This is a genomic window from Rhodococcus sp. NPDC047139 (assembly GCF_040643435.1).
Taxonomy (GTDB): Bacteria; Actinomycetota; Actinomycetes; order Mycobacteriales; family Mycobacteriaceae; genus Rhodococcus.
Window position 1 is genome coordinate 61,692 of sequence record NZ_JBEYUH010000015.1, and the last position, 24,167, is coordinate 85,858.

General features: G+C 65.7%; 22 protein-coding genes, 1 pseudogene and 4 riboswitches. Of the genes and pseudogenes, 11 read left to right on the forward strand and 12 right to left on the reverse strand.

Annotation, left to right across the window (positions count from 1 at the left end; genetic code table 11):
- Positions 1–16 precede the first annotated feature (16 nt).
- Positions 17–529 carry a hypothetical protein gene (locus tag ABZ789_RS18070; protein WP_358426387.1) on the reverse strand — a complete coding sequence of 171 codons (513 nt, stop codon included), beginning with the start codon at positions 527–529 and terminating at the stop codon, positions 17–19.
- Positions 530–742: 213 nt separating this feature from the next.
- Between ABZ789_RS18070 and ABZ789_RS18075 the strand changes: the two genes are divergently transcribed.
- The 8 genes from ABZ789_RS18075 (at position 743) to ABZ789_RS18110 (ending at position 8,662) form a co-directional block, all read left to right on the forward strand.
- The gene (locus ABZ789_RS18075) at positions 743–1,618 is read left to right on the forward strand and encodes an SDR family oxidoreductase (protein ID WP_241385108.1); all 876 of its coding nucleotides are present in this window, start codon (positions 743–745) and stop codon (positions 1,616–1,618) included.
- Between the two features lie 10 nt (positions 1,619–1,628).
- A riboswitch (cobalamin riboswitch) is annotated at positions 1,629–1,816 on the forward strand.
- An 11-nt stretch (positions 1,817–1,827) separates the two neighbouring features.
- Positions 1,828–2,901: an ABC transporter substrate-binding protein gene (locus tag ABZ789_RS18080; protein ID WP_358426390.1), complete on the forward strand. Its 1,074-nt coding sequence runs from the start codon at positions 1,828–1,830 to the stop codon at positions 2,899–2,901.
- The gene (locus ABZ789_RS18085) at positions 2,901–3,953 is read left to right on the forward strand and encodes an iron chelate uptake ABC transporter family permease subunit (protein ID WP_241384696.1); all 1,053 of its coding nucleotides are present in this window, start codon (positions 2,901–2,903) and stop codon (positions 3,951–3,953) included. The genes ABZ789_RS18080 and ABZ789_RS18085 overlap by 1 nt, the downstream gene beginning before the upstream one ends.
- Positions 3,950–4,723: an ABC transporter ATP-binding protein gene (locus ABZ789_RS18090; protein WP_358426394.1), complete on the forward strand. Its 774-nt coding sequence runs from the start codon at positions 3,950–3,952 to the stop codon at positions 4,721–4,723. The genes ABZ789_RS18085 and ABZ789_RS18090 overlap by 4 nt, the downstream gene beginning before the upstream one ends.
- Before the next feature lie 6 nt (positions 4,724–4,729).
- Positions 4,730–4,875, forward strand: a riboswitch (cobalamin riboswitch).
- 32 nt (positions 4,876–4,907) lie between these two features.
- Positions 4,908–5,933 (forward strand): ABC transporter substrate-binding protein, encoded by a 1,026-nt coding sequence (locus tag ABZ789_RS18095; RefSeq protein WP_358426397.1) that lies wholly within the window; start codon positions 4,908–4,910, stop codon positions 5,931–5,933.
- Positions 5,930–6,967 (forward strand): iron ABC transporter permease, encoded by a 1,038-nt coding sequence (locus ABZ789_RS18100; RefSeq protein ID WP_358426400.1) that lies wholly within the window; start codon positions 5,930–5,932, stop codon positions 6,965–6,967. Before ABZ789_RS18095 ends, ABZ789_RS18100 begins: the two co-directional genes overlap by 4 nt.
- A 25-nt stretch (positions 6,968–6,992) precedes the next feature.
- Positions 6,993–7,730: an ABC transporter ATP-binding protein gene (locus tag ABZ789_RS18105; RefSeq protein WP_358426403.1), complete on the forward strand. Its 738-nt coding sequence runs from the start codon at positions 6,993–6,995 to the stop codon at positions 7,728–7,730.
- Positions 7,727–8,662 carry an LLM class flavin-dependent oxidoreductase gene (locus ABZ789_RS18110; protein ID WP_358426406.1) on the forward strand — a complete coding sequence of 312 codons (936 nt, stop codon included), beginning with the start codon at positions 7,727–7,729 and terminating at the stop codon, positions 8,660–8,662. The genes ABZ789_RS18105 and ABZ789_RS18110 overlap by 4 nt, the downstream gene beginning before the upstream one ends.
- Positions 8,663–8,816: 154 nt before the next feature.
- On the opposite strand, the gene ABZ789_RS18115 is transcribed toward ABZ789_RS18110, so the two are convergent.
- The 3 genes from ABZ789_RS18115 to ABZ789_RS18125 are packed head-to-tail and all read right to left on the reverse strand — an operon-like array spanning position 8,817 to position 11,496.
- Positions 8,817–9,563 (reverse strand): hypothetical protein, encoded by a 747-nt coding sequence (locus ABZ789_RS18115; RefSeq protein WP_358426409.1) that lies wholly within the window; start codon positions 9,561–9,563, stop codon positions 8,817–8,819.
- Positions 9,564–9,616: 53 nt separating this feature from the next.
- The gene (locus ABZ789_RS18120; RefSeq protein WP_358426412.1) at positions 9,617–10,069 is read right to left on the reverse strand and encodes a WhiB family transcriptional regulator; all 453 of its coding nucleotides are present in this window, start codon (positions 10,067–10,069) and stop codon (positions 9,617–9,619) included.
- Entirely contained in the window at positions 10,066–11,496 is a 1,431-nt protein-coding gene (locus tag ABZ789_RS18125) for a short-chain fatty acyl-CoA regulator family protein (RefSeq protein WP_358426415.1), read from the reverse strand. Before ABZ789_RS18125 ends, ABZ789_RS18120 begins: the two co-directional genes overlap by 4 nt.
- 149 nt (positions 11,497–11,645) lie before the next feature.
- On the opposite strand from ABZ789_RS18125, the gene prpD reads away from it, so the two are divergent.
- The 3 genes from prpD to ABZ789_RS18140 are packed head-to-tail and all read left to right on the forward strand — an operon-like array spanning position 11,646 to position 15,215.
- Entirely contained in the window at positions 11,646–13,148 is a 1,503-nt protein-coding gene (gene prpD, locus ABZ789_RS18130; RefSeq protein WP_358426418.1) for a 2-methylcitrate dehydratase PrpD, read from the forward strand.
- 1 nt (position 13,149) lies between these two features.
- Positions 13,150–14,064 (forward strand): methylisocitrate lyase, encoded by a 915-nt coding sequence (gene prpB / locus ABZ789_RS18135; RefSeq protein WP_358426421.1) that lies wholly within the window; start codon positions 13,150–13,152, stop codon positions 14,062–14,064.
- A gap of 29 nt (positions 14,065–14,093) precedes the next feature.
- Positions 14,094–15,215 (forward strand): bifunctional 2-methylcitrate synthase/citrate synthase, encoded by a 1,122-nt coding sequence (locus tag ABZ789_RS18140; RefSeq protein ID WP_358426535.1) that lies wholly within the window; start codon positions 14,094–14,096, stop codon positions 15,213–15,215.
- Between the two features lie 112 nt (positions 15,216–15,327).
- On the opposite strand, the gene ABZ789_RS18145 is transcribed toward ABZ789_RS18140, so the two are convergent.
- From ABZ789_RS18145 to ABZ789_RS18180, 8 genes and pseudogenes are all read right to left on the reverse strand, one after another.
- Positions 15,328–16,545, reverse strand: a complete 1,218-nt coding sequence (locus ABZ789_RS18145) for a cobalamin-independent methionine synthase II family protein (protein WP_358426424.1) — start codon at positions 16,543–16,545, stop codon at positions 15,328–15,330.
- A 29-nt stretch (positions 16,546–16,574) separates the two neighbouring features.
- On the reverse strand, positions 16,575–18,857 hold the full coding sequence (gene metE / locus ABZ789_RS18150; RefSeq protein WP_358426427.1) for a 5-methyltetrahydropteroyltriglutamate--homocysteine S-methyltransferase: 2,283 nt from the start codon (positions 18,855–18,857) through the stop codon (positions 16,575–16,577).
- Between the two features lie 144 nt (positions 18,858–19,001).
- Positions 19,002–19,202: riboswitch (cobalamin riboswitch) on the reverse strand.
- A gap of 279 nt (positions 19,203–19,481) precedes the next feature.
- A pseudogene (locus ABZ789_RS18155) lies at positions 19,482–19,648 on the reverse strand (iron transporter); the annotation flags it as partial.
- A gap of 49 nt (positions 19,649–19,697) precedes the next feature.
- A complete protein-coding gene (locus ABZ789_RS18160) occupies positions 19,698–20,258 on the reverse strand; it encodes a hypothetical protein (protein ID WP_358426429.1) in 561 nt (186 codons plus the stop codon).
- The gene (locus tag ABZ789_RS18165; RefSeq protein ID WP_358426432.1) at positions 20,255–20,902 is read right to left on the reverse strand and encodes a (2Fe-2S)-binding protein; all 648 of its coding nucleotides are present in this window, start codon (positions 20,900–20,902) and stop codon (positions 20,255–20,257) included. Before ABZ789_RS18165 ends, ABZ789_RS18160 begins: the two co-directional genes overlap by 4 nt.
- Complete coding sequence (locus ABZ789_RS18170; protein WP_358426435.1) at positions 20,895–21,710, reverse strand: ABC transporter ATP-binding protein; 816 nt, start codon at positions 21,708–21,710, stop codon at positions 20,895–20,897. Before ABZ789_RS18170 ends, ABZ789_RS18165 begins: the two co-directional genes overlap by 8 nt.
- Positions 21,707–22,810: an iron ABC transporter permease gene (locus tag ABZ789_RS18175; protein WP_358426438.1), complete on the reverse strand. Its 1,104-nt coding sequence runs from the start codon at positions 22,808–22,810 to the stop codon at positions 21,707–21,709. The genes ABZ789_RS18170 and ABZ789_RS18175 overlap by 4 nt, the downstream gene beginning before the upstream one ends.
- The gene (locus tag ABZ789_RS18180; RefSeq protein WP_358426441.1) at positions 22,807–24,003 is read right to left on the reverse strand and encodes an ABC transporter substrate-binding protein; all 1,197 of its coding nucleotides are present in this window, start codon (positions 24,001–24,003) and stop codon (positions 22,807–22,809) included. Before ABZ789_RS18180 ends, ABZ789_RS18175 begins: the two co-directional genes overlap by 4 nt.
- A gap of 35 nt (positions 24,004–24,038) precedes the next feature.
- A riboswitch (cobalamin riboswitch) is annotated at positions 24,039–24,166 on the reverse strand.
- Between the last annotated feature and the right edge of the window lies 1 nt (position 24,167).

The following is a 24,167-nucleotide window of genomic DNA, read 5'->3' on the forward strand; positions in this document are numbered from 1 at the left end:
GGACACCCCCGATCCGTCAGAGCGCGCGCATCGGGTGCGGCCGGGGCGACAGGTCCGTGGGAGAGCGGCTCAGCACGATGGGGAGCCACTGCGAGGTCATCACGATCATCACCAGCCACTCGACGATCATCGCCGCTGTCGGCCGGTGCGGGGCGTCGGTGACCATCCCCGACTGCGACCAGTAGGCCAGCAACCCGAAGAAGGACGACAGACCCGAACCGAGCATCGCCAGCGATGCCAGTTTCCACCGCCGCAACCACAACGCCAGCGTGGAGACGACCACACCGAACACCAACGCCAGCCCCACGAAGATCCGCAGCGGCACGGCCACCGGGGCAGCGGTACCGAACCAGCTTCCGAGAACCGTCCACGACCACGCCGCCGACGACTGCGGCAACAGCAGGCACACCGTCAGCACGACGACGCAGACAGCGAGCACCCGTCCACGTCGACCCGGATCGAATTCCCCGGCGATCTTCTTCTCGATTCGTGCGAAGTCGTTCCGATAGGCCGACAGATCCGCGCTCATGCCTCAGCCCTTCCGTTCCGACACATGAGTGGCCATTATGCGCTCGGGGCGGATGTGACCCTGCTCATGTCGGTCACCTGCCATTATGCTCCGTCGCACTCCCCGGAGGGCACCTCGTCACGACCTCTGCGGTGTGAGGGCCGCGGTCGCCGGGTATCGCACCTACCGACCCGATCGAGGGAGGGAACCGTGTCGGACCAGGACCAGTACCGCATGCAGCATCCCGGCGAGCAATATCCCGTTCCGCCGCTCGAGGAACAACAGGAAATCGCCCACCCGGGCACGACCGCCGAACTCGTCTCCGCCCCCGACCACGGGGAGCGGACGTACCGGGGGAGTGGTCGGCTCCAGGATCGCCGCGCACTCGTCACGGGCGGTGATTCCGGCATCGGACGGGCAATCGCCATCGCCTTCGCGAGGGAAGGCGCAGACGTCGTCCTCGCCTATCTCGACGAGGACGAGGACGCGCGGCAGACCGCCGAACTCGTCGAGGAGGCGGGACGGCGAGCGGTGTGCGTTCCGGGCGACGTCCGGGAGGAGGCCTTCTGCCGACAGCTCGTGGACACGACGGTCTCCGAACTCGGAGGCATCGACATCCTGGTCAACAACGCCGCCTATCAGCATCTCGAACCCGGCGGTATCGCCGACATCAGCACCGAACAGTTCGACCGTGTCATGAAGACGAACCTGTACGCACTGTTCTGGTTGTCGAAATTCGCCGTGGCCGAGATGAGGCCCGGCTCGACGATCGTGAACACCACCTCGATCCAGGCTGCGAACCCATCGCCCGGTCTGCTCGACTACGCCACGACGAAGGCCGGCATCGTCGATTTCACCAAGGGGCTCGCATCGGACGTGGCCGATCGCGGTATCCGGGTCAACGCGGTGGCACCCGGGCCGATCTGGACTCCGCTCATCCCCGCGACCATGCCGAAGGACGCGTACGCACAGTTCGGCAAGGACGTTCCGCTCGGGCGCCCCGGGCAACCCGCCGAGCTCGCGCCCGCCTACGTCTTCCTCGCGTCACAGGAGTCGAGCTACATCACCGGAGAGACCATCGCCGTCACGGGCGGCGTTCCGTTCACCTGATGTGATCGGCCGGATTCCGTTCCGGTCTTGTACTGTTCGTAGGCGACGTAGGGAACAACGGTGCGAATCCGTGGCTGTCCCGCAACTGTCACCGAGGAGTGATCCCCCGATTCATGGTCACGGCCCACACGGGTTGGAAGGCCGGGGGTGAGCGTCGATCCGGGAGCCAGGACACCTGCGTCGACCGAAGCAGGACCACGAGGATGGACATGAACAATTCGATACTCACCGCCCGTACGGGGCGGCATTCTGTGTTGCGCGCAGGCGTAGCACTGGTCGCGGCAGCGCTGGCTCTCTCCGGCTGCTCGTCGAGCGACGACCCCTCCGGGACGGCCGAAAAGAACACCGCCGCATCGGCCTATCCGCTCACCATCGAGAATTGCGGCAGGACGATCACGATCGACGCACCGCCGCAGCGAGCCGTCTCACTCAACCAGGGATCCACCGAGATCCTGCTGTCGCTCGGTCTCGCCGATCGCATGGTGGGCACCGCGACATGGACCGATCCGGTGCGGGAGAATCTCGCCGACGAGAACGCGAAGGTTCCGCGTCTGGCCGACAACAAGCCCTCCTTCGAGGTCGTGCTCGATACCGAGCCCGACTTCGTCTCCGCGTCTTTCGGTGGCACGCTCGGCCCCGGTGGAGTCGCCGAGCCCGCGCAGTTCGAACAACTCGGCGTACCCGCCTATCTGTCGCCGACCGACTGTGACGGCAAGGACGACAACAGCGTCAATGCCGACGGCAATCGCACCGAACCCCTGACGATGGAGTCGGTGTACAAGGAGATCCGCGAGCTCGCAACGATCTTCGATGTCCGTGAACGAGGGGAGGAGTTCGTCGCCGAACTCGAACGGCGCTACGAGGTCGCGTCGGGACAGGTGAACGCGAACGGCGTGTCGCTCGCCTACTGGTTCGCCGACATCGACACGCCGTACGTCGCGGGTTGCTGCGGGTCGTCGGGCATCATCACCGATGCCGTCGGGGCGAAGAACGTCTTCGACGACACCACCAACGAGTGGCCCCAGGTGAGCTGGGAATCGATTCTCGATCGAGATCCGACCGCACTCGTGCTGGCCGATCTGAGCCGGCGCAGCATCACCGGCGACGCGCTCGACAGCAAGATCCAGTTCCTGGAATCGAATCCGGTCACGCAGCGCCTGACCGCGGTGCAGAACCGGCGATACATCGTGGTCAACGGCGCAGACATGAATCCGTCCATCCGCACGATCGATGGAATCGAGAAGGTCGCTGCCGGGCTGCGCGAGTGGAACCTCCACAGCTGATGGCGACATCCACTGCCCGGCGGCCTCTCGAGCGTCGCCGGGCACCGGTGGCCGGCGTCATCATCGCCGCAGGTCTGCTCGCGCTCGCGGTATCGATCGCGGTAACCGTCACCATCGGTCCTGCCGATCTGTCCGTCACCGACGTGTACGCGGTGATCTTCGATCGTCTCGGCCTGGCCGACAGTTCCGTCACCGCGATTCGGGAGGGAATCGTGTGGGAACTGCGTCTCCCTCGCACCTTGCTCGCGGCGGTGTGCGGTGCCGGTCTCGCGGTGTGCGGCGTGATCATGCAGTCGTTGTTACGTAACCCGCTGGCGGATCCGTTCGTGCTCGGTATCTCCTCGGGTGCCTCGACCGGCGCGGTGATGATTGCGGTGCTGGGTATCGGCGGGGGCGCCGTGTCGTTGTCGGGCGGAGCGTTCCTCGGGGCACTCGTCTCCTTCGCACTCGTGTTGCTGTTGGCGACCGGGACAGGGGGCGGGACCTCCCGTGTGGTGCTGGCCGGAGTGGCAGGAACACAACTGTTCTCGGCGCTGACATCGTTCATCGTCATCTCGTCCGCCGACGCGGAACGTACTCGGGGGGTGCTGTTCTGGTTACTCGGTTCCCTGAGCGGAGCCACCTGGACCGACGTCGTGCTCTGCGGAGCGGTCTGCGCCGCCGGAATCGTGGTGTGCCTGGTGAAGGCGTCGTCGCTGGACGCCTTCACATTCGGGTCGTCGACCGCCGCGACCCTCGGGATCGCGGTCGGACGCACCCGTCTGATGTTCCTCCTGGTGACAGCGTTGATCACCGCCGTCCTGGTCAGTGCAGCAGGGGCGATCGGCTTCGTGGGGCTGGTACTGCCCCACGCGGCGCGGTTCCTGGTGGGTCCGCGGCACAGCCGTCTGGTGCCGGTCACTGCGGTCGTCGGGGCGGTCTTCATGGTGTGGGTCGATGCGGTCGCCCGCACCGTCTTCGCGCCGCAAGAGGTTCCCGTGGGTGTGGTGACCGCACTGATCGGCGTGCCCGCCTTCGCGCTGATCCTCTTCCGTACGAGGAGTACTCCGTGACACTGTCCGCAAAGTCGCTGCGGTGGAGCCGCGGCGGACATCTCGTCGTCGACGACGTGACGATCGATCCCGCGCCCGGGGAGACGATCGGGCTACTCGGACCGAACGGATCGGGCAAGTCGTCGTTGCTCCGTCTGCTGTCCGGAGTCGACCGGCCCGAGTCGGGTGCGGTGACCCTGGACGGCACCGATATTCACAGCCTCGGACGTCGCGTCCTGGCGCGCCGGGTCGCAATGGTCGGGCAGCACGCACACACCGAGGTCGACATCCGGGTACGGGATGTCGTGCGGCTGGGAAGGATTCCGCACGCCGACGTTCTCGGGCGCGACGACGGCGGGAATGCAGCGATCGCACATGCGCTCGAGGTGACCGGGATGACGGAACACGCCGACCGGATGTGGCGATCGATGTCGGGAGGTGAACGTCAGCGCGCACACATCGCTCGGGCCCTCGCGCAGGAGCCCGAAGAACTGCTGCTGGACGAGCCGACCAACCATCTCGACATCCAGCACCAGCTCGACATCCTCGAACGGGTCGCGGCGCTTCCGGTGACGACCTATCTCGCGCTGCACGATCTCAATCTCGCGGCGATGTTCTGCGACCGCGTGGTCGTTCTCGAGAAGGGACGGGTCGTCGCTCACGGCGGCCCGGTCGAGGCGCTGACGGAAGAGATGATCGAACAGGTGTACGGTGTGCGTGCCACGGTGGCCGATCGTGACGGCACGCCGGTCATCCACTACCACCGTCTGCACACGTCGTTTTGCGTGTAGGAGCTTTGTGTGCGTTAGGATTCGGGCGTCCCTACCGAAACGGACAGCGACAACGGGTGGAAGTCCGGTATGAATCCGGCGCGGTCCCGCCACTGTGGTCGGCAGAGTTCTCCGCTGCCGCGAGCCAGATAGCCCTGCTGTCCGTTCCTGCTTTCGAGGCGTGCGACCTCGGAAAGGAATCACCGTGTACCGCTCTGTTCCCCCGCCCGGCCGCACCCGCCGTCTGGTGATATCCATCCTGGCCGTAGGTACCGCCTTGATCTCGACCTCGTGTGGTCAGGCCGTCGAAGCCGAGAGCGGTGAGCGTCAGGCGGACGGACTTTACGTCGATGCGGACAACTGCGGTATCACCACCGAGTACACCACCGCGCCGGAACGGGCAGTGACCCTGACGTCCAATGCAACCGAGACCATGCTCGAACTCGGGCTCGAAGACCACATGGTCGGTACCGCCTACATGCGCGGCCGCGAGATCGCTCCGGACTACACCGGCGCCTATACCCGGGTGCCGATCCTCTCCTCCGAGCAACCCACCATGGAACAGCTCATCGACGTCGATCCCGATTTCGTGTACTCCGGCTACCCCGACGGATTCAGCGAGAAGACCGGACATACCCGCGAACAACTGGACGAGGTCGGTGTCGACACCCGACTGAACCCCGAAGGCTGCGCCACAGGACCTGTCGAAATCGAGGACATTTTCACCGAGATCACCACGGTCGGTGACATCTTCCGTGTTCCGGACCGGGCTGCGTCGTCGGTCGCGGAACTGCGTAGCCGACTCGACGACGTCCGTTCGCAGATCGACGGGGCCGAACCTGTCAAGGTGTTCCTCTATGCGTCCGGCACCGACGCGGCATCGACCACAGGCGGCAACAGCATGGCCACAGCGCTCATCGAAGCCGCCGGCGGTGTGAACATCTTCGCCGACGAACCGCAGCGGTGGATGAGCGTGTCGTGGGAGCAGGTCGCCGAACGCGCTCCCGATGTAATCCTGGTCCGGGAGGAAGGCACCACCCCGCAGTACCGATCTCCCTCGGTGGCAGCGAAGATCGCCGACCTGAAATCGATATCGGTCATCGCGGATACCCCCGCCATCCGTAACGAGGCGTTCCCGACGATCACACTGTCGCAACTGCAGCCGGGACCCTACTCGATAGACGGGGTCGAACACCTGGCACGTCAGTTCCATCCCTCCGCATTCGAGTGATCGGGCAAGCTCAGCGCACTCGTTTCCGCATCGTCCTCATTGCTGCGGCATGCGCTCTGCTCGCCGTGACCACCGGCGGAATCCTCGCCGGGTCTGTAGGCGTGGATGCGTCCACGGCATGGCGCATTCTCGGACATCGGCTCTTGGGCCCGTCAGTGATCACTCCTGATTGGAGCCGATCCCAGGACCTGATCATCGCGGACACCCGCCTGCCCCGGGTGCTGTTGGCCGGATGTGTCGGAGCGGGTTTGGCGCTGGTGGGCACCATCATCCAGGCAGTGGTGCGCAACCCCTTGGCCGGGCCAGGTATTCTCGGCGTCTCCGCCGGCGCGGCAGCGGGAGCGGTGTCGGTGCTGCGGTTCGGATTGGGAATGCAGGTGGTGTTGTTACCCAGCGTCGCTTTCCTCGGTGCACTCACCGCCATGGTGGTCGTGCTGCTCGTGGCGCGGGGTAACGGTCCGCTCGACCCGATCCGGCTGGTCCTGGCCGGCGTCGCGGTGTCCTCGGTGTTGAGTGCGCTGACCTCGCTGATGGTGCTGACGTCCCCGGACCAGAGTCTGGCGGGTCAGGTTCTGCAGTGGACGCTCGGCGGATTCGGCGCTGCGCGATGGGACACACTGATCGTTCCTGCGGTTGCGTTGCTCCTGGCATGCGCGGTGCTGATGCCGTTGTGCCGCAGTCTCAATGTACTTCTCACCGGCGATGAGAGTGCCACCGCTTTGGGAGTGGATGTCGGACGTCTCCGATTCGGTCTGATCGTGCTGTCGACGGTGCTGACAGGAATATTCGTCGCCGTCAGCGGTGTGGTCGGCTTCGTCGGCCTCATGATCCCGCACGTAGCGCGCATGCTTGTCGGTTCCGACCATCGCCGGATGTTGCCTGTGGCGCTCGTCGTCGGTGCTGCTTTCGCGATCGGCGCGGATCTGGTGGCCCGGACCGTGATGATCCCCCAGGAGATCCCCGTCGGGATCGTCACCGCGCTCGTGGGTGGTCCGTACTTCGTGTGGCTGCTACGCCGCACCACTGCCCGGTGAGGTGTCGATGCTGACTTTCGATCGCGTGAGCGTCCGACTCGGGGACGCAACGCTCGTCCACGATGTCACTCTCGACGTCCCCGCCGGCGAGATCGTCGCTCTCGTCGGTCCCAATGGCAGCGGTAAGTCGTCACTCCTGCGTACCGCCTACCGTGCGATACGGCCCGCCTCCGGCACCGTCACTCTCGACGGCCGGGACGTATGGCGAAGTCCGGTGCGGTTCATCGGCCGCACTGCAGGAGTCGTCGCCCAGCACACACCCGCGGACTTTCCCCTCACCGTCGCCGATGTCGTCCTTCTCGGCCGCGCTGCTCACAAGGGCATGTTCGAATCCGACACCGACATCGACACCGCGTTGGTCGTGGCCTCCCTCGACTCCGTGGGGATGACCGAGTACGCCGACCGGGACTTCGCGCGACTGTCGGGCGGAGAACGTCAACGCGTGCTCGTCGCCCAGGCGCTCGCCGGTGAACCGTCGGTCCTGCTGTTCGACGAACCGACCAACCACCTGGATCTGCGTCACCGCCTCGGCCTCATGCGACTGATCCGGGCCCGTCGAGGCACTGCGGTGGTTGCACTGCACGATCTCGATCTGGCGGCACGATTCTGTGACCGCATCGGTGTGATGAACGACGGTCGACTCTGGGGTGTCGGTACTCCCGAGGACATCATCACCCCAGAGTTGCTCTCGGAGATCTACGGCATCGAGGCCGACATCTTGCGCCATCCCCGCGACAACAGTCCGATGGTGGTACCGGTATGACGAGTTGGGGCGTGCTCACCCACGTCGATACCGGTTCGTCGCCTGCCGAAAGCATCGACGATGCAATCCGATTAGCCCGCGCTGCAGAGGAATTCGGTTTCGAATCGTTCTGGGTAGCCCAGCACCGCTTCGGTGACCAAGGCGGGGTGATGCCCAGTCCTCTGGTTCTGCTGGCGGCCCTCGCGAGGGAAACCACCACCCTCGTCCTGGGTACCGCTTCGATCGCTGTCGCGTTCGAGGATCCCCGCAGGCTGATCGAAGACGCTGCCGTCGTCGACGCCCTCTCAGGAGGACGCCTCCAATTGGGCCTGGGCAGCGGTTCATCACCTAGCGCCTCCCACACCTGGGGTTTCGACCACGACGACCGTCACGCTCGTCAGTGGAACGTGGTCGACGAGCTGCTCGAGGGGGCTCTCTTCGGTGTCGGATCCGGTACTTTCCGCCGGCGCGTCGTTCCGCAGACGGAGCCTCTGGCGGAGCGGATCTGGGTGACCAGTGGAAGTGACGACGGTGTCGGACACACTGCGCGCCGTGGCCTCGGCCTGATCGCAGGACGTCGCAATGTCGGTGAGCACGGACCCCGGCAGGAGGACGAGCGCGTCGCCGGCCTCATCGTCCGATATCGGGCCGCGCTCGGTTCCCTCGCGCGTGTCGCTCTGTCGCGACCGGTGGTTGTGGCCGACGACGCCGACATGGCCGAAGGGCTACGTAGGCGGGAACATTCGCTGCGAGCGGCTACAGGCCGGGCCTACACTCCTCAGATCTCTGTCGTCGGCAGTTCCGAGAATTTCGTCGCCGCTCTTGCCGAAGATCCCGGGGTCGTACTTGCCGACCACCTCCTTGTTCATACGCGCCCGTTGGCCTTGTCCTACTCGCATCAGGTCGACAACCTCGAGCGCATCGCGACCACGGTGCGTCCTCGGTTGTCCTGACACCGGGACTTTGCCGGAAGAGCTCGCGCCGGCTCCGCCGCGATGCTGCCCATCGTGCGAGCGGTCGGGGATCGATCGGCTACTGTTTCGGTACCGGCAGACATCGGTGTGGTCCGGGCCCTGTACGACCGGAACACGCACTTGTCGGATCACTTCACAGGACTTCTGGTCGGCCGCCGAACTCTTCGGCCATTGCTTCCTGGAACCGCTGGGTTCTTTCTTCTCGGGTGAGCCGAGAACACCAAGAGCAGTTACGGCCGTCGGGGGCTGCATACCAGTGGCAGCACGATGTGCGGTCGTACTGGAGACGGGGGCCGAGGGGGCCGATCAGGACCCGCAGGTCGCCACCACGGCGAAGCTCGGGCCGAGCCGAAAGCAGCTCTTCAGCGCGCTCGCGTACCTCGTGTACGTCCAGGCATGCCGGGGAACGGTGGGTGAGCGTTCGGAACCCGCCGGCGAACCCTGCGGCGATGTTTCCCAGTAGGTTGCCCAGTCCGGGACCTGTTACCGACCGTAATGCTCGAGCGACGGGGAGCAGGTGCCCGTCGAAGGTGGTATCGAGGACATCTTCGGCAGTCGCACCGGGTTGCACCGTCGGGCGGCCCAATACCAGAAGGTCCGGAGTGCCGTCGGCAAGGCGCACGCGCACGCTTGTGGCGCGGAGGTCGAGAGCGACACCGTGGAGCACCCATGCCGCGACCGACACGCCGCAGACCCGGTGGCAATAGCGTTGGAAGACCAGCGATCCGGCGTGACGTCCCACCGGCATATCCCGGAACCTGGCATGCAGTTCGACAAGCCGTCGGACCTCGCCGGTGTCCGGATCGCAGAGCTGTCCGCTGTGGAACCAGTCGACCTCCGTGTCCTCCGAGGTGATGTTCGCCGGTGGCTCTGTGCTCACCCGAAATGGAGGGCCGAGCGCATCTATCGTTCTCAATATCGTGTGAAGTGCGGTCACCTGTCACGCCTCGTCCTTCGCGCCGGCATCAAGTACGGGGTTTCGTCGAGGTCGACCACATCAGCCAGGCGGCCGTACAGGTTGTCTACGAGTTCGGTGGTGAGTGCCTCGGTGGCCGGCTCGTGACACTGCACCCGAATTCGGCCGAGGTCTTTCAGGTTTTCACGTTCCCGTTCGGTCGCTCCGCCCCATACGCCATGGTGCTCGCCGGTGGCCAGTGCGTAGTGCAGGCATTCGTGGCGCACCGGGCATGGTCGGCAGATGAGCTTGGCGGTGTGTTCACGTCGTGCGCGTTGCCCGTGGGTTTCGTCATCGGGAGCGAAGAACGGAGCAGGCCCGAAGAATTTACATGCGGCGGCGTCCCACCAGTGCTCCGATGTTGTGTCCGCCGACCGCGCGGCATCGATGCGGTGGTGTAGCAGGGGCATGGTCGAGATCCGGTTCGTCACTGCGGTGTTTCGGGCGTGTAGGGGACGGTGGTGGCGCGGTTCTCGTCGATGTGCAGGGCCCGGCCGGCTTGCGGGAACGCGCGCTGGGCGCAGTCGCTGCGGTCGCATACCTTGCAGCCGGCGCCGATCGGAACGGTCGTGGCGGAATCGTCGAGGTTCAATCCGCGTGCGTAGACGAGTTTGTGAGCGTGGGCGAGATCGCAACCGAGTCCGATGGCGAAACTCCTCAGCTGGGAAAGATGTCCTCCGGTGGACTGCTCGTCGGTGGTGCGTGCGATCCAGAGATACTTTCGGCCGTCGGGCATCCGGGCGACCTGGGTGCGGATTCGTCCTGGCGTGGAAAAGGTGTCGTGCACCACCCACAGTGGGCAGCTCCCGCCCACGCGGGAGAAGTGGAAGGCGGTGGCGGACTGACGTTTCGAGATATTCCCGGCTTTGTCGGTGCGGACGAAGAAGAACGGCACTCCGCGTTGCCCGGGACGCTGGAGGGTGGACAGGCGGTGGCAGACGGTTTCGAATCCGACCTCGAAGGAATTTCCGATCAGATCGATGTCGTAGTGCAGACTTTCGGCGGTGCGCAGGAATTGGGTGTAGGGCAGGATGAGTGCTCCGGCGAAATAGTTGGCCAGGCCGATTCGCGCGAGCGCCTTCGACTCCGCCGACAGATCGGAGGCCGCGGCGACGAGCGCATCGATCGTCTGTTTCTGGGTGAGAAAAGCGAGTTGGGTGGCCAGATGGAAGGCGCGCTGGCCGTGACTGAGCCGACGGGCGAGAGCAAGGGTCCTCGTGGTCGCGTCATAACTGCGTTTCGGACCAGGCACACCGGGTGCATCGGTGCGGATCCGCACGGTGATCGCGTGCTCGTCGCGCAGCAATCGCGCCAGCTGCAGATCCAGGCCACCGAGGGACAGATCCCGGGAGACGAACATCTGTTCTGCTGCGTCGTCGAGCTCGGCGATGTGATTGCGACGATCGTAGAAGAAGTCCCGCACGTCCTCGTAGGGCATCGACAACGGCGGCTCTGCGGAAACGCCGCCGTCGCGAGGCGGTGACAGACGTTCGACCTGTTCGGTGGCGCCGCGCAGCCGCCGGTGCATGGTGACCAGGGCCTGCGCTGCAGCAGGATGGCGGGTGACCAGGTCGTCGATCTCCGCGGCGGTGGTCTCGGCGGTGGTGGCATGGTCGGCGAAGACGTCCTGCAGATCGGCGACCAAACGGGCGTCACTGTCGACGGCGAAGAAGCCCATCTCCAGATCGAAGGTCGAGTTCAGACGGAGCAGAACCGGTACGGTCAGCGGTCGCTGGTCGTTCTCGAGTTGATTGACGTAGCTGGTGGACAGCTGCAGCATCCGGGCCAGGGCAGTCTGGGTCAGTCCTCGTTCCTCGCGCAACCGGCGCAACCGAGCGCCCGCATACAGCTTCTGCATAGGCAGAACCTAACAGGAGCGGTTTTCACAACTTACGCAGTTTCGGTGCTCGGCTTCCACAGAAATACTCCCGTGCAAGGTATTTCCCCTCCGGTGCGGCGTGCATAGCGTGCGAATGGACACCCGAATTCCTTCCGGAAGGTTGTGTAGTGAAAACCTATCTCGTTCGTACCCGTCGCTCCGCAGAAGAGTTTCCGAAGCATGAGCACCTCGCCTGGAAGATCGCCGAGGTCGCTGCCGACGCTGTCGAGGTGCCGAACGACACCGAGGAGATGATCGTCAACCGGATCATCGACAATGCCGCGGTCGCGGCGGCGTCGTTGACACGACGTCCGGTCGCAAACGCCCGCGCGCAGGCGCTGGCCCATCCCTACACGCCGGGTTCGACGGTGTTCGGCGTGGATGGCACGTTTTCACCGGAATGGGCGGCCTGGGCCAACGGAGTCGCTGTACGTGAACTCGATTTCCACGACACCTTCCTCGCGGCGGAGTACTCGCATCCGGGCGACAACATCCCGTCGATCCTGGCCGTCGCGCAGCACACCGGCCGCAGCGGTGCCGACCTGATCCGTGGCCTGGCCACTGGCTACGAGATCCAGGTCGATCTCGTGCGGGGCGTCTGTCTGCACGAGCACAAGATCGACCACGTCGCCCACCTCGGTCCGTCGGCCGCGGCCGGCATCGGGACGCTGCTGGGCCTCGACACCGAGACCGTCTACCAGGCGATCGGGCAGGCACTGCACACCACGACCGCGACCCGTCAGTCCCGCAAGGGCGAGATCTCGAGCTGGAAGGCCTACGCACCGGCTTTCGCGGGGAAGATGGCCGTCGAGGCCGTCGACCGGGCGCTGCGCGGCGAGGGCGCACCGTCACCCATCTGGGAGGGCGAGGACGGCGTCATCGCCTGGCTGCTCGGCGGACCCGATGCGGAGTACCACGTGCCGCTGCCCGCCCCGGGAGAGCCCAAACGCGCCGTCCTCGACACCTACACCAAGGAGCACTCGGCCGAGTACCAGAGCCAGGCACCGATCGATCTGGCCCGGCGCATGCGTGAGCGCATCGGCGATCTCGAGCAGATCGCGTCGATCGTGCTGCACACCAGTCACCACACCCACGTGGTGATCGGCACCGGCTCGAACGATCCGCAGAAGTTCGATCCGCAGGCCAGCCGGGAGACGCTCGATCACTCGGTGATGTACATCTTCGCTGTCGCGCTGCAGGACGGCACCTGGCATCACGAGCGGTCCTACGCCCCCGAGCGTGCGCAGCGGCCGGACACCATCGATCTGTGGCGCAAGATTTCCACCGCAGAGGATCCCGAGTGGACCCGCCGCTACCACTCGACCGATCCCGACGAGAAGGCATTCGGCGCGCGCGCGGAGATCACCTTGAAGAGCGGCGAGGTGATCGTCGACGAACTGGCCGTTGCCGATGCGCATCCGCTGGGCGCGCGTCCGTTCTCCCGCGAGCAGTACATCGCCAAGTTCCGCACCCTCGCTGAGGGTGTCGTGGACCCGGCCGAGCAGGACCGCTTCCTCGACGTCGCGCAGCGCACCCCCGAACTGGCCGCCGGTGAGCTGAACCAGCTGACCTTCACCGTCTCGGACGAGGTTCTCGCCCGTGCTCCGAAGTCGCCGAAGGGACTGTTCTGACATGACGGGTCTCATCGCCGCTGTCACTTCCGCAGCCGACAAACGTCTCGCCCTCCGCACATCGCTGGCTTCCGAGTCGATCACCAGGCTCCCGGGTGCGATCAATCCGCTGACCGCCAAGCTGGTCCAGGAGATCGGCTTCGAAGGGGTCTACGTCTCGGGAGGGGCGTTCTCGGCCGCGCTCGGTCTGCCGGACATCGGCCTGACCACCCTCACCGAGGTCGCCGCACACAGCGCCCAGATCGCGCGCACCACCGACCTGCCGGTGCTGGTCGACGCGGACACCGGATTCGGTGAGCCGATGTCGGCAGCTCGCACTGTGACCGTCCTCGAAGATGCCGGGGTTGCCGGCCTGCACCTCGAGGACCAGGTCAACCCGAAGCGTTGCGGGCACCTCGACGGGAAGGCCATCGTGCCGACCGACGAGATGGTTCGCAGGTTGCGTGCCGCCGTCTCCGCGCGGCGGGATCCGAACTTCGTGATCTGTGCTCGCACGGACGCCGCCGGCATCGACGGTATCGATGCCGCGATCGAGCGTGCGAAGGCCTACGTGGACGCCGGAGCGGACCTGATCTTCACCGAGGCACTGCACACTCGTGCCGACTTCGAGAAGTTCCGCGGCGCGGTGGACACTCCGCTGCTGGCGAACATGACCGAGTTCGGCAAGTCCCAACTCATCCCGGCGCAGGCGCTCGAGTCCATCGGTTACAACGCGGTGATCTACCCGGTCACCACTCTGCGGTTGGCGATGGGCGCGATCGAACGTGGACTCCGCGTCATCGCCGAGGAGGGCACTCAGGAAACCCTGCTCGACGAGATGCAGACGCGGTCGAGGCTGTACGAATTGCTCGAATACGGGCGTTACAACGAGTTCGATTCCGGAGTCTTCAACTTCACTCTTTCGAGGAGTCAGTGATGACAGCTGCCCACCACGATCCGGGGACGATCGATTCTGCTGTTCCCACCATCTGCAAGGGCCTGGCAGGTGTCGTTGTCGACACCACCGCCATTTCCAAAGTGGTGCCCGAGACCAATTCGCTCACCTACCGCGGCTATGCGGTCCAGGAGCTGGCAGCACGCTGCAGCTTCGAGCAGGTCGCCTATCTGCTGTGGAACGGGGAGCTTCCCGATGATCGGCAGCTCGAGCTGTTCTGCCAGCGTGAGCGGGCGAATCGGCGCGCCGACCGGTCGCTGCTGTCCCTGGTGGCGAAGATGCCCGAGAACTGCCATCCGATGGACGTGGTGCGCACCGCGATCAGCTATCTCGGCGCCGAGGATCCCCAGGAATGGGACCACGATCCGAAATCCAAGCGTGAGAAGGCTCTTCGTATGATGGCGTTACTGCCGACGATCGTGGCAGCCGACCACCGTCGGCGACGCGGCCTGAATCCGATCCCGCCGCACCACTCACTCGGATTCGCCGAGAACTTCCTGAACATGTGCTTCGGGGAGATTCCGGACCCGCGGATCGTCAAGGCCTTCGAGGTTTCGCTGATCCTGTACGCGGAGCACAGTTTCAACGCCTCCACGTTCGCTGCGCGGGTGGTCACCTCGACGCTGTCGGATATCTACAGTGCCGTCACCGCCGCGATCGGCACTCTCAAGGGGCCGCTGCACGGTGGCGCCAACGAGGCTGTGATGCGCGACATGCTCGAGATCGGTGAACCTGAACGGGCCGAGGAATGGTTGCGGGACAAGCTCGCCCGCAAGGAGAAGGTGATGGGATTCGGACACCGGGTGTACAAGAACGGTGACTCCCGAGTGCCGACCATGAAGACGGCGTTCCTCGAGGTTGCCGCGCTCACGGGCGGGGAGAAGTGGGTGCAGATGTACGAGATTCTCGAGAAGACCATGGCCGAGGCCACCGGCATCGAGCCGAATCTGGACTTCCCCACCGGCCCGGCCTACCACCTGATGGGCTTCGACATCGAGGTGTTCACCCCGATCTTCGTCATGAGCCGTATCACCGGGTGGACCGCGCACATCATCGAGCAAGGTGAGTCGAACGCACTCATCCGTCCGCTGAGCGAATACTCGGGGGTGCCGCAGAGATCGATCGTGGCCTGACACCCGCTCGAACGGCATCCCGGGGTATTTCCGTCACCGTCTCCTGACCCCGGGATGCTCCCGATTGGGCCCGCAGCGTTGAACGCTGCGGGCCCAATCGTGTGCGGTCATGTCATGCGATGCGCTTCGTCGCCAACTCCGCGCCTCGGACCAGGGATTCGAGCTTGGCCCACGCGATCTGAGGATGAATGCGTCCGCCGAGTCCGCAATCGGTGGAGGCGATCACATTCTCGGCACCGACGAGATTCGCGAAACGTTCGATGCGGTCGGCGACGAGTTCGGGGTGTTCGACGACGTTGGTGGCGTGACCGATGACGCCGGGCACGATCTGCTTACCGTCGGGAAGCGTCACCTCCTCCCACACCCGCCACTCGTGTTCGTGACGGACGTTGGCGGCCTCGAACGAGTACGACCCGGCGTCGATTTCCAGCATCGTCTCGACGAGGTACTCGAATTCGAGGTCGGTGGTGTGCGGGCCGTGCCAACTACCCCAGCACAGGTGGAAGCGGATCCGATCCTGGGGCAGACCCCGCAGGGCATGGTTCAACGCTTCCACCCGGATGCGAGTGAAAGCCAGATAGTCTTCGACCGTCGGCTCGGGGTTGATCTGGTCCCAGTTCTCGGCGATGGACGGGTCGTCGATCTGCAGAATCAGGCCGGCGTCGATGATCGCCTTGTACTCCTCGCGCATGGCATCCGCGCATGCCCAGATGAATTCTTCTTCGGTTGCATAGTGCTGGTTTCCGATTCGCGAGGCGCTGCCCGGTGACAGGGAAGTCATGAAACCGTTCTCGACCCCTGCTTCCGCCAGCGCGGACTTCAGATTCGAGATGTCCGACGCGATGGCGTCGTGCCCGATATACGTGACCGGGCCGGTCGCTGTCGGGAAGAGCGGTGCCTCCTTACCGATCGACACGCCGCTGTCGGGATCGCCGTAGGCCTCCGCGAACAGCGTCCAGTCGCGCCGATCGGGGAAGGTGGTCAGCCGAACGTTGCCGGGCGTCGACCGGACTGGAGCGCTGCCGAACGGGCCGCCGTCCGTCAACTCGAGCCCGGACAATCGCTGGAACGAATACGACCACCAGGCCCCGTAGTCGACGGTCGAGGACATTGCCTTGCCGTACTCGCCGTCGCCGGGAGTGGAGATGCCGAGGTCGACCTGGCGGCGAACCAGCGCGGTCACCTCGTCGCCGAGCAACCGTGCGAACTCCTCGGAGGTATCGAGGCGGAAGCCGTCTGCCGCTTGTCGTCGTGCTCGGTTGGCTTCGACGAGGGCCGTGGTGCGCGGGAGACTTCCCGCATGGGTGGTGCGAATGCGATGGGTGGACATTGTCGACGACCTTCTTCGTAGTGCGGTAGTTATCGATTCAGATCGGCACGCACGGTGGCGGCAGCGGCGACAAGATTCGCCAGCGAGGCAGTGACCTCCGTCGTACCGCGGGTCTTGAGCCCACAGTCCGGGTTGACCCACAGTCGCTCGGCGGGTACTGCCTGTAGTGCTTTGCGCAGCGATACTGCGATCTCGTCCTCGCTCGGCACCCGCGGCGAATGGATGTCGTATACGCCGGGGCCCACGCCGAGGTCGAAGCCCACGGCGTCGAGATCGTCGAGGACCTCCATGTGCGAGCGGGCCGCTTCGATGGACGTGACATCGGCGTCGAGTTCGGTGATCGCCTCGATCACCTCTCCGAATTCCGAATAGCACAGGTGGGTGTGGATCTGCGTGGAGTCGGCGACACCGGACGTCGCCAACCGGAACGCACCGACCGCCCACTTCAGGTAGTCGGGCTGTTCCGACGCGCGCAGCGGCAGGAGTTCACGAAGTGCAGGTTCGTCGACCTGGATGATGCGCACCCCGGCGGCCTGCAGGTCCACGGTCTCGTCGCGGATCGCGAGCGCGATCTGGTCGGCGGTCTCGGCGAGGGGCTGATCGTCGCGGACGAACGACCACGCCAGGATCGTGACGGGGCCCGTGAGCATGCCTTTGACCGGCTTGTCGGTGAGGGACTGGGCGTAGACGATCCAATCGACGGTCATCGGTGCTCGGCGTGCGACGTCACCGTAGAGGATCGGCGGCCGCACACACCGCGTGCCGTAGGACTGCACCCAGCCGTTGGCGGTGGCGAAGAATCCGTCGAGCTGTTCGGCGAAGTACTGCACCATGTCGTTGCGTTCGGGCTCGCCGTGCACCAGGACGTCGAGTCCCAGGTCCTCCTGAAGCGCGACCACTTCGGCGATCTCGTCGCGCATCTGTCGCACATACTCGTCGTGGTCGATCTCGCCCTTGCGCAGCGCTGCACGGGCCACCCGGATGCGGGTCGTCTGCGGGTACGAGCCGATCGTGGTCGTCGGCAGCAGTGGCAGATCGAGATGGCGACGCTGGATCTCGCGCCGTCGATCGGCAGGGGTGCGGGTGCGGTGGGTGGAGATCGAGGCGAGGACACCTCGCACCCGATCGTTGCGTAGACGCGGATCCGACGCTCGTACCTGCGCGGCGGTACGGGCAGCGTCGAGTTCGTCGGTGACGGCGTCGCGTCCCGTACGCAGAGCGGCGGCGAGAGTGACGATCTCCGAGACCTTCTCGTTGCCGAAGGCCAACCAGGTGCGCAGCGACTCGTCGAGACCCGGTTCTGAATCGATCGTGTACGGCACGTGCAGTAGTGAGCACGATGACGCCACCGCCACGGCGGCTGCGGAACCGAGCAGCGTGGCCAGCGTCGACAAGGCCCGTTCGAGATCGGTGCGCCATACGTTCCGTCCGTCGACGACACCGGCGACGATGAGCTTGCCGGCGAGCTCGGGCAGACCTGCGATTCCGGTGGTGCTACCGGCTACCAGGTCGACGGCGAGGCCTTCGACTCCGGTGTGTGCGAGCTGCTCCAGCGCCGGCCCGAGGCTGCCGAAGTACGACGCGACGAGGATCGCGGGCCGGTTCTGTGCCTGAGACAGCGCGTTGTACACCCGTCCGATCGCATCGAGAGTAGGTGTGTCGAGGTCGCGGACCAACGCCGGTTCGTCGAGCTGTACCCAGTCGACCCCGGTGTCGGCGAGCTGCGCCAACAGGTCCCGATAGAGGGGAACGAGCTCGTCGACGCGGTCGAGCAGCGGTCCTTGCCCGTCGACGGGCTTCGACAGCAGCAGGAACGTCAGTGGACCCAGGACAACGGGGCGAGCGGGCACACCGAGCTCGCGTGCCTCCACGATCTCACCCAAAATCTTTGTGGCATCGAGTTCGAAGACGGTGTCGGGTCCGATCTCGGGGACGAGGTAGTGGTAGTTGGTGTCGAACCACTTGGTCATCTCGAGCGGGGTAATATCGTCGGTCCCGCGGGCGGCGGCGAAATAGCGGTCGAGGTCGTCGGCGATACCCGCGACCCGGGCAGGCAACGCCCCGAGCATGACTGCTGTGTCGAGGACGTGGTCGTAGAACGAGAACGTCCCGACCGGGAGCGAGTCCAGGCCGGCGGTGTGCTGACGTGACCACGTGTCGGCTCGGAGTTGCGCGGCAACCGATTCCAGGTCGCTGCGGTCGAGGCGCCCGGCCCAGTAGGCTTCGGTCGCCTTCTTCAGTTCGCGGTTCGGTCCGATGCGTGCGGAGCCGAGCACAGTGGCGGTGAACGGGGATGCTGTCGGAGCAGACATCAGATTTTCTCCGGTGTTCGTCGCTGGGTGGTCTACCGCCCGACGAACGCACATCCCGACACGAGCCCCGTGATCTCGACCCACGCCGAGAGGTTGCCGATCGGTGCGCGCGCCCATTCCACGAGGCGGCATACCGCCGGGCACGGCGTGCCCGACACGATCGGCAGGTCTTCGGACTTGCAGGCAACCATCCCGTTCCGTCGAGATGGACCTAGTGGCCGTCGCTTCCCGGACTCGGTGTTCCAGTGCTTGTGACGGCGGTCGTTCCTGCATACCGCTGCGGGACAGTCCCGGATTCTCACCGGGTTCCCTCTCACACCCGATACCGCTCGGCATCAGGTGCTTCGGCGCGCACACGAGGTCTTCGGGGCTCCTCACGACGACATGCGGCGAACCGATCGCAATGCCGACTATACAAGGGGTCGTCCCCTCCTCGGGACGCATGGTACAAGGGGTCGTCCCCTCCTCGGGACGCATGGTCCCGACGGTATGTTCCGAAATCGGAATGCACTCTTCCGTAGACGAATACGGAATTGTCGGTGTTGCAGAGACCGACAGCGACATCGACGACGAGGAATGCGAGCAGCCCAGGTGCGAGCCACGGGACGAATCAGCCGACGACTACACCTGAGGATCACGTTGTGCCGCTGCCTCGCAGGACGAAGTGGTCCACGAGTCGTTCAGGTCGTCGAAGATGTCGCTGCCCCGGCCTCGCGGATGATCTGCGAGGGTGCCGCTGTGCGTCCGGAGGCGGAGTGGTCCGGGTTTGCACCGTCGAACAGGAACATCCTGAACCGAAGCTGCCTCGCGCCGGACCTCGATCGTCGCCCGGCTTCGCGCTCACGTGTGCCGGAAGCCCCTGCCTGTGCGATCGCGTGGATCGGGTTCCAATCCCAGAAATTCCGTGCGGATGCGGTCCCACGCCTCGAGGTGTTCCCAGACCGGTTCGGCCGTCGGCTGTTGGGTGTTGGTGAGGAACGGGGTGGGCAGCATGACCGTGAGCATCTGCTCGCCCCGGCCGTTGAACATGCGCAGACCCCACGAGGTGACGGTGTCGTCCCTGCCGATCCTGCGGTACAGCTCGGCACGACTGCAGCGGCGGATCCGGCCGAGTTCCGGCCCACTCGCGGTGTGTTCGCCGATGCACAGATGGAAATGCCACCGGCCGAAATCGACGGTGACGTACCCGTCGTACATCCCGATCTTCTTCGGCGCGTTCGGAGCTGCGACCTCCAGCGCCGAGCCTTCGATGAGCAGGCCGAACCACATGTCGTTCCAGTAGTCCTCGAACAGCAGCCGGACCAGTCGCAGCAGGCTGTCCTCGTCGGTCGGCAGGGGCCAGCGTTGTTCGCGGCCGCCGTCCTCGGTGTCGAGGATCTCGGGATCGAATACGACTGTCACGGCATCTCCTCGGAACGAATTTTCGGCGGGCTGGGGAATACGCAGTCACCGCACACTCCGCCGGTGGGGGTGCGGTAGAAGAGGCAGCAACTACGGCGTCGTCCTGTCGCGGGGTCCGTGCTCTCGGCGAGCCGCGGATCGGACAGCGTAGCGTCGACGAGAGGCTGTGCATCCGAACCGATCACCCGGCCGGCGCCGATCAGAGCGGATGCCGCGTTGCCCCACAGCAGGCCGCCTGCCACCACGTCGCGCCACGCGCTGACGAGGGGTTCGATCTGACGGTCGAGGACTTCCGCCACGATGTCGTCGCCGAATCCGGGTTCGGTGATGTGCAGGTGCAGTCCGGCGTCGTTGTGCCACAGGAGTTGCCCGGGATCGAGCCGAATGCATCGTCCGGAGTCGACGACGGAACCGATCGCCACCGACCACACGCGTGCGACGTAACCGAAGAAGAGGGTCGATGCCGCCACGCGCGGTTCGTCGGTGCCCATCCGCGCGGCAGTATCGGCCACCAGAACGTCGCGGGTCGCGGGGTCGGCCAGATCTGCGGTGGGACGCCATCTGTCGTCGGCAGGGCCCGTACTCACGCGGAAGTACGGGCTCCACAAGGCGATTCGCTCGAGAACCCCGATCGCATCAGACACGGTTGCCCTCCGCTTCCAGGTCGAACACCATCCTACGAGGATCGAACCGCATGCGTCCGCGATCGAACGCCGCTCCGATACGGCCGGATTCGGCGAGGGCAGCGGGGGTGCCGCATGTCAGTGTCCGATCTGCGTCGAGCAGCCACATCCGGTCGGACACCCGTAGCGCGAGTTCGAGTTCGTGGGTGGACATCACGACTGCCAGTTTCTGCTCGCGCGCCAGGCGTCCCAGCACGTCGACGAGTTCGACCCGGGACGGAACGTCGAGGAACGAGGTGGGCTCGTCGAGCACCAGCAACGAGGGATCCTGGGCGAGCGCCCGGGCGGTGAGACTGCGCTGGCGCTGGCCGTCGGATAATTCGCCGAACTGCCGGGACGCCAGCGACGCAGCTCCCACAGCGTCGAGCGCCCAGTCCACCACAGCCCTGTCCTCGGAGGACAACCGGGCGCCGGCCGGCAGGTGGGGAGTCCGGCCCAGGGCGACGAGTTCGCGCACGGTCAGCAACCCCGGGTCGATGCGGTCGGTGAGGACCACGGAGATGCGGGTCGCGAGATCGGCGGGACGTACCGTTGCGAGGTCCTCACCGTCGACGAGTACCTGACCGTTCAACGGCGGTTGCAACCCGCACAGCGTGCGCAACAGAGTCGATTTACCCGCGCCGTTCGGCCCGACCAGCGCGGTCAGTTCACCCCGTCGAGCGACGGCGTTCACCTTCGCCGCGATCTCCGTGACCGTCCTCCCACGGAAGGCACGACGACGGGCGTAGCCGATGGTCAGATCGCGCAGTTCCACGCCGGCGGGGGTCACAGCGCCGCTCCCAGTGCTCCGCGGCGCGAGCGGAGCAGGACGGCGATGACCACGGGTGCCCCCACGATCGCCGTGACGGCGTTGAGGGGGAAGACGGTGTCGGCTCCCGGCATCTGGCTCGCGATCCCGCAGATCAGTGCCAGGACGCCGCCGAGTAGCGCCACGCCCGGTAGGAGTACGCGGTGGTCCGACGTGCCGAACGCCATGCGCGTCAGGTGAGGAACGATGAGGCCGAGAAACCCGATGGGACCACAGAAGGCCGTGGTGGCCCCGGCCAGCAGAGCAGCGGAGATCACCGTCGTCAAACGGACGGTGCGGATGTCGATGCCCATCGAACGGGCATAGCCCTCGCCGAGGAGCAGAGCGTTCAAGGCACGCACCGTCAGCAGGGCGACAGCGATCCCGCCGAGTACCACGGGGACGAGGAGCTTCAGGTCCGACCAGGTCGTCGCCGTGAAACTGCCCAGCCCCCACACCAGGAACTGCTGGCTCCGTTGCGGATCCGCGTAGACCAGGAGAACGGATACCACCGCGGTGGTCGCCGACCCCAGCATCACACCGATCAGCAGCAGCGTCACCGCGGATTTCACCCACCGCGCCAGCACCACGATCAGAAGGAGCACAGCGGCAGCCCCGAGCGCCGCGGCGACCACCACACCGGCACGGCCGAGGCCGGCCAGCCCGGCGGTGAACCCGCCGGCGCCGCCGCCCCCGGCCACCACCACGACGGCGACACCGAGACTGGCGCCGGAACTCGCACCGAGAATGAACGGGTCGGCAAGAGCGTTGCGGAACAACGTCTGCATCTGCAGACCCGCGATACCGAGAGCGGCGCCGACCGCGAGCGCGGTGACGGTGCGCGGTAGACGCAGGTCGCGAACCACCATGTCCCAGCGGGTATCCCTCGCGGAACCGCCGAACAGCACCCGCACGGTCTCGTCGAGCGGGACTGTCACCGACCCCAGGGTCACCGACAGCACCGTCGCGACGGCGACTGCGACCGCGAGAGTCGCGAAGACGACGGTGACACGACCCGCCCGAGGTGGTACTTCCAGCCGTCGATCGACCGTGGGCTCGGGTGTCCTCAGCATTGCGGTCATGCCGGCAGTTGCCGATAGAACGTGAACTCGTGGTCGGGTAGAAGATCGGGATGCAGGATCGCGACGAGATCCGCCAGGATCAGGTCGGGACGCAGTACGCCGCGCTCGTAGTAGTCGTTGCCGCCGTTCGGTCCGAGTGCCTTGTTCGCGTTCCAGACCCGGCCGGTGTCGACTGCGGCGAGCGATCCGTAGCGTTCGTCATCGGCGAGAGCATCACCGATGGAGGTCCAACTGTTGACCACCAGCCAGGTCGGAGCGTCGGCGGCCTGCGCGACCACGGCTTCGAAGTCGAGGGGAAGCGAGCCGGTGGTCGTCACGTCCTGCCATGGCCAGCGGGCACCGGCATCGCTGAACAACCGGCCCATGTAACTGCCGCCGGAGGACATGTACCAGGTGCCCTGCGACATCCCGCCGAGCAACACGGGCACGGTCTCGGCGCCCGCGGCCTTCGCTGCGACGTCGAGATACCGGTCGCGGATACCGTCGTATACCTCGGCGGCCCGGGCCTCCTTGCCGGTGAGCGCAGCCACGACCTTGATCCACTCGGCTCGGCCCAACGGCGATGTCTCGAGCCATTCGGCGTTGGCGACCACGCCGATCCCGGCCTCGCGCAGCTGCGTGTAGGCGGGGTCGTCGGTGCCGCCGGTCATCACCACATCGGGCGCGGCCAGCACGACGGTCTCGGTGTCGATCGTGCCGCCCGCTGCGTATTCGGCGATGTCACCGGACTCGATGCGTTCGATCACGGTGGTGTCGGAGACATGCGAACCGTTCGAGACGCCGGTGAGCACATCGAGTTCGTCGAGCGCGGTCACCAGTGGCAGGTGGGTGGTCGAGCCGGAGTACAGGTTCGTGATCGGCACGTGGATCTGCTGGGCCGTGGTCAGCTCGCCCGACAGTTCCGGGGCAGGTGCACCGCACTTGACGAGTACGTACGACTCCGGCTGTGCGCCCGTGAACGGTTCGGTCACGGTGAGCACCTGATAGCTCTTCTCGTAGGTGATCGAGAAGTTCTCGGCGTCGACGATCTCGGACTTGTCGGGAAAATAGTCGACCGAGGGGTCGAAGTCGGTGATACACCCGTCCGAGGCAGCGTTCTCGGTGTCGGATGGTGCCGTCGAACATCCGGCGAGCAGAAGACTTGCGGAGGTCAGCGCGACAAGAAGCTTCGGAAAGGCTGCGCGTACACGCATGGCGATTACGCCCTCTCTCGGGGAAGTCCGCCCCGGGCAAGGAGGTACGGCGACGTGAGTATCTGGCTCCCGGAGATCGCTCTACCGGTCACAGTGGCGGGACCGCGCCGGAATCACACCGGCTTCCTCGTGCGTCGTCGCAATGACGGGCTGAAATTAGCACA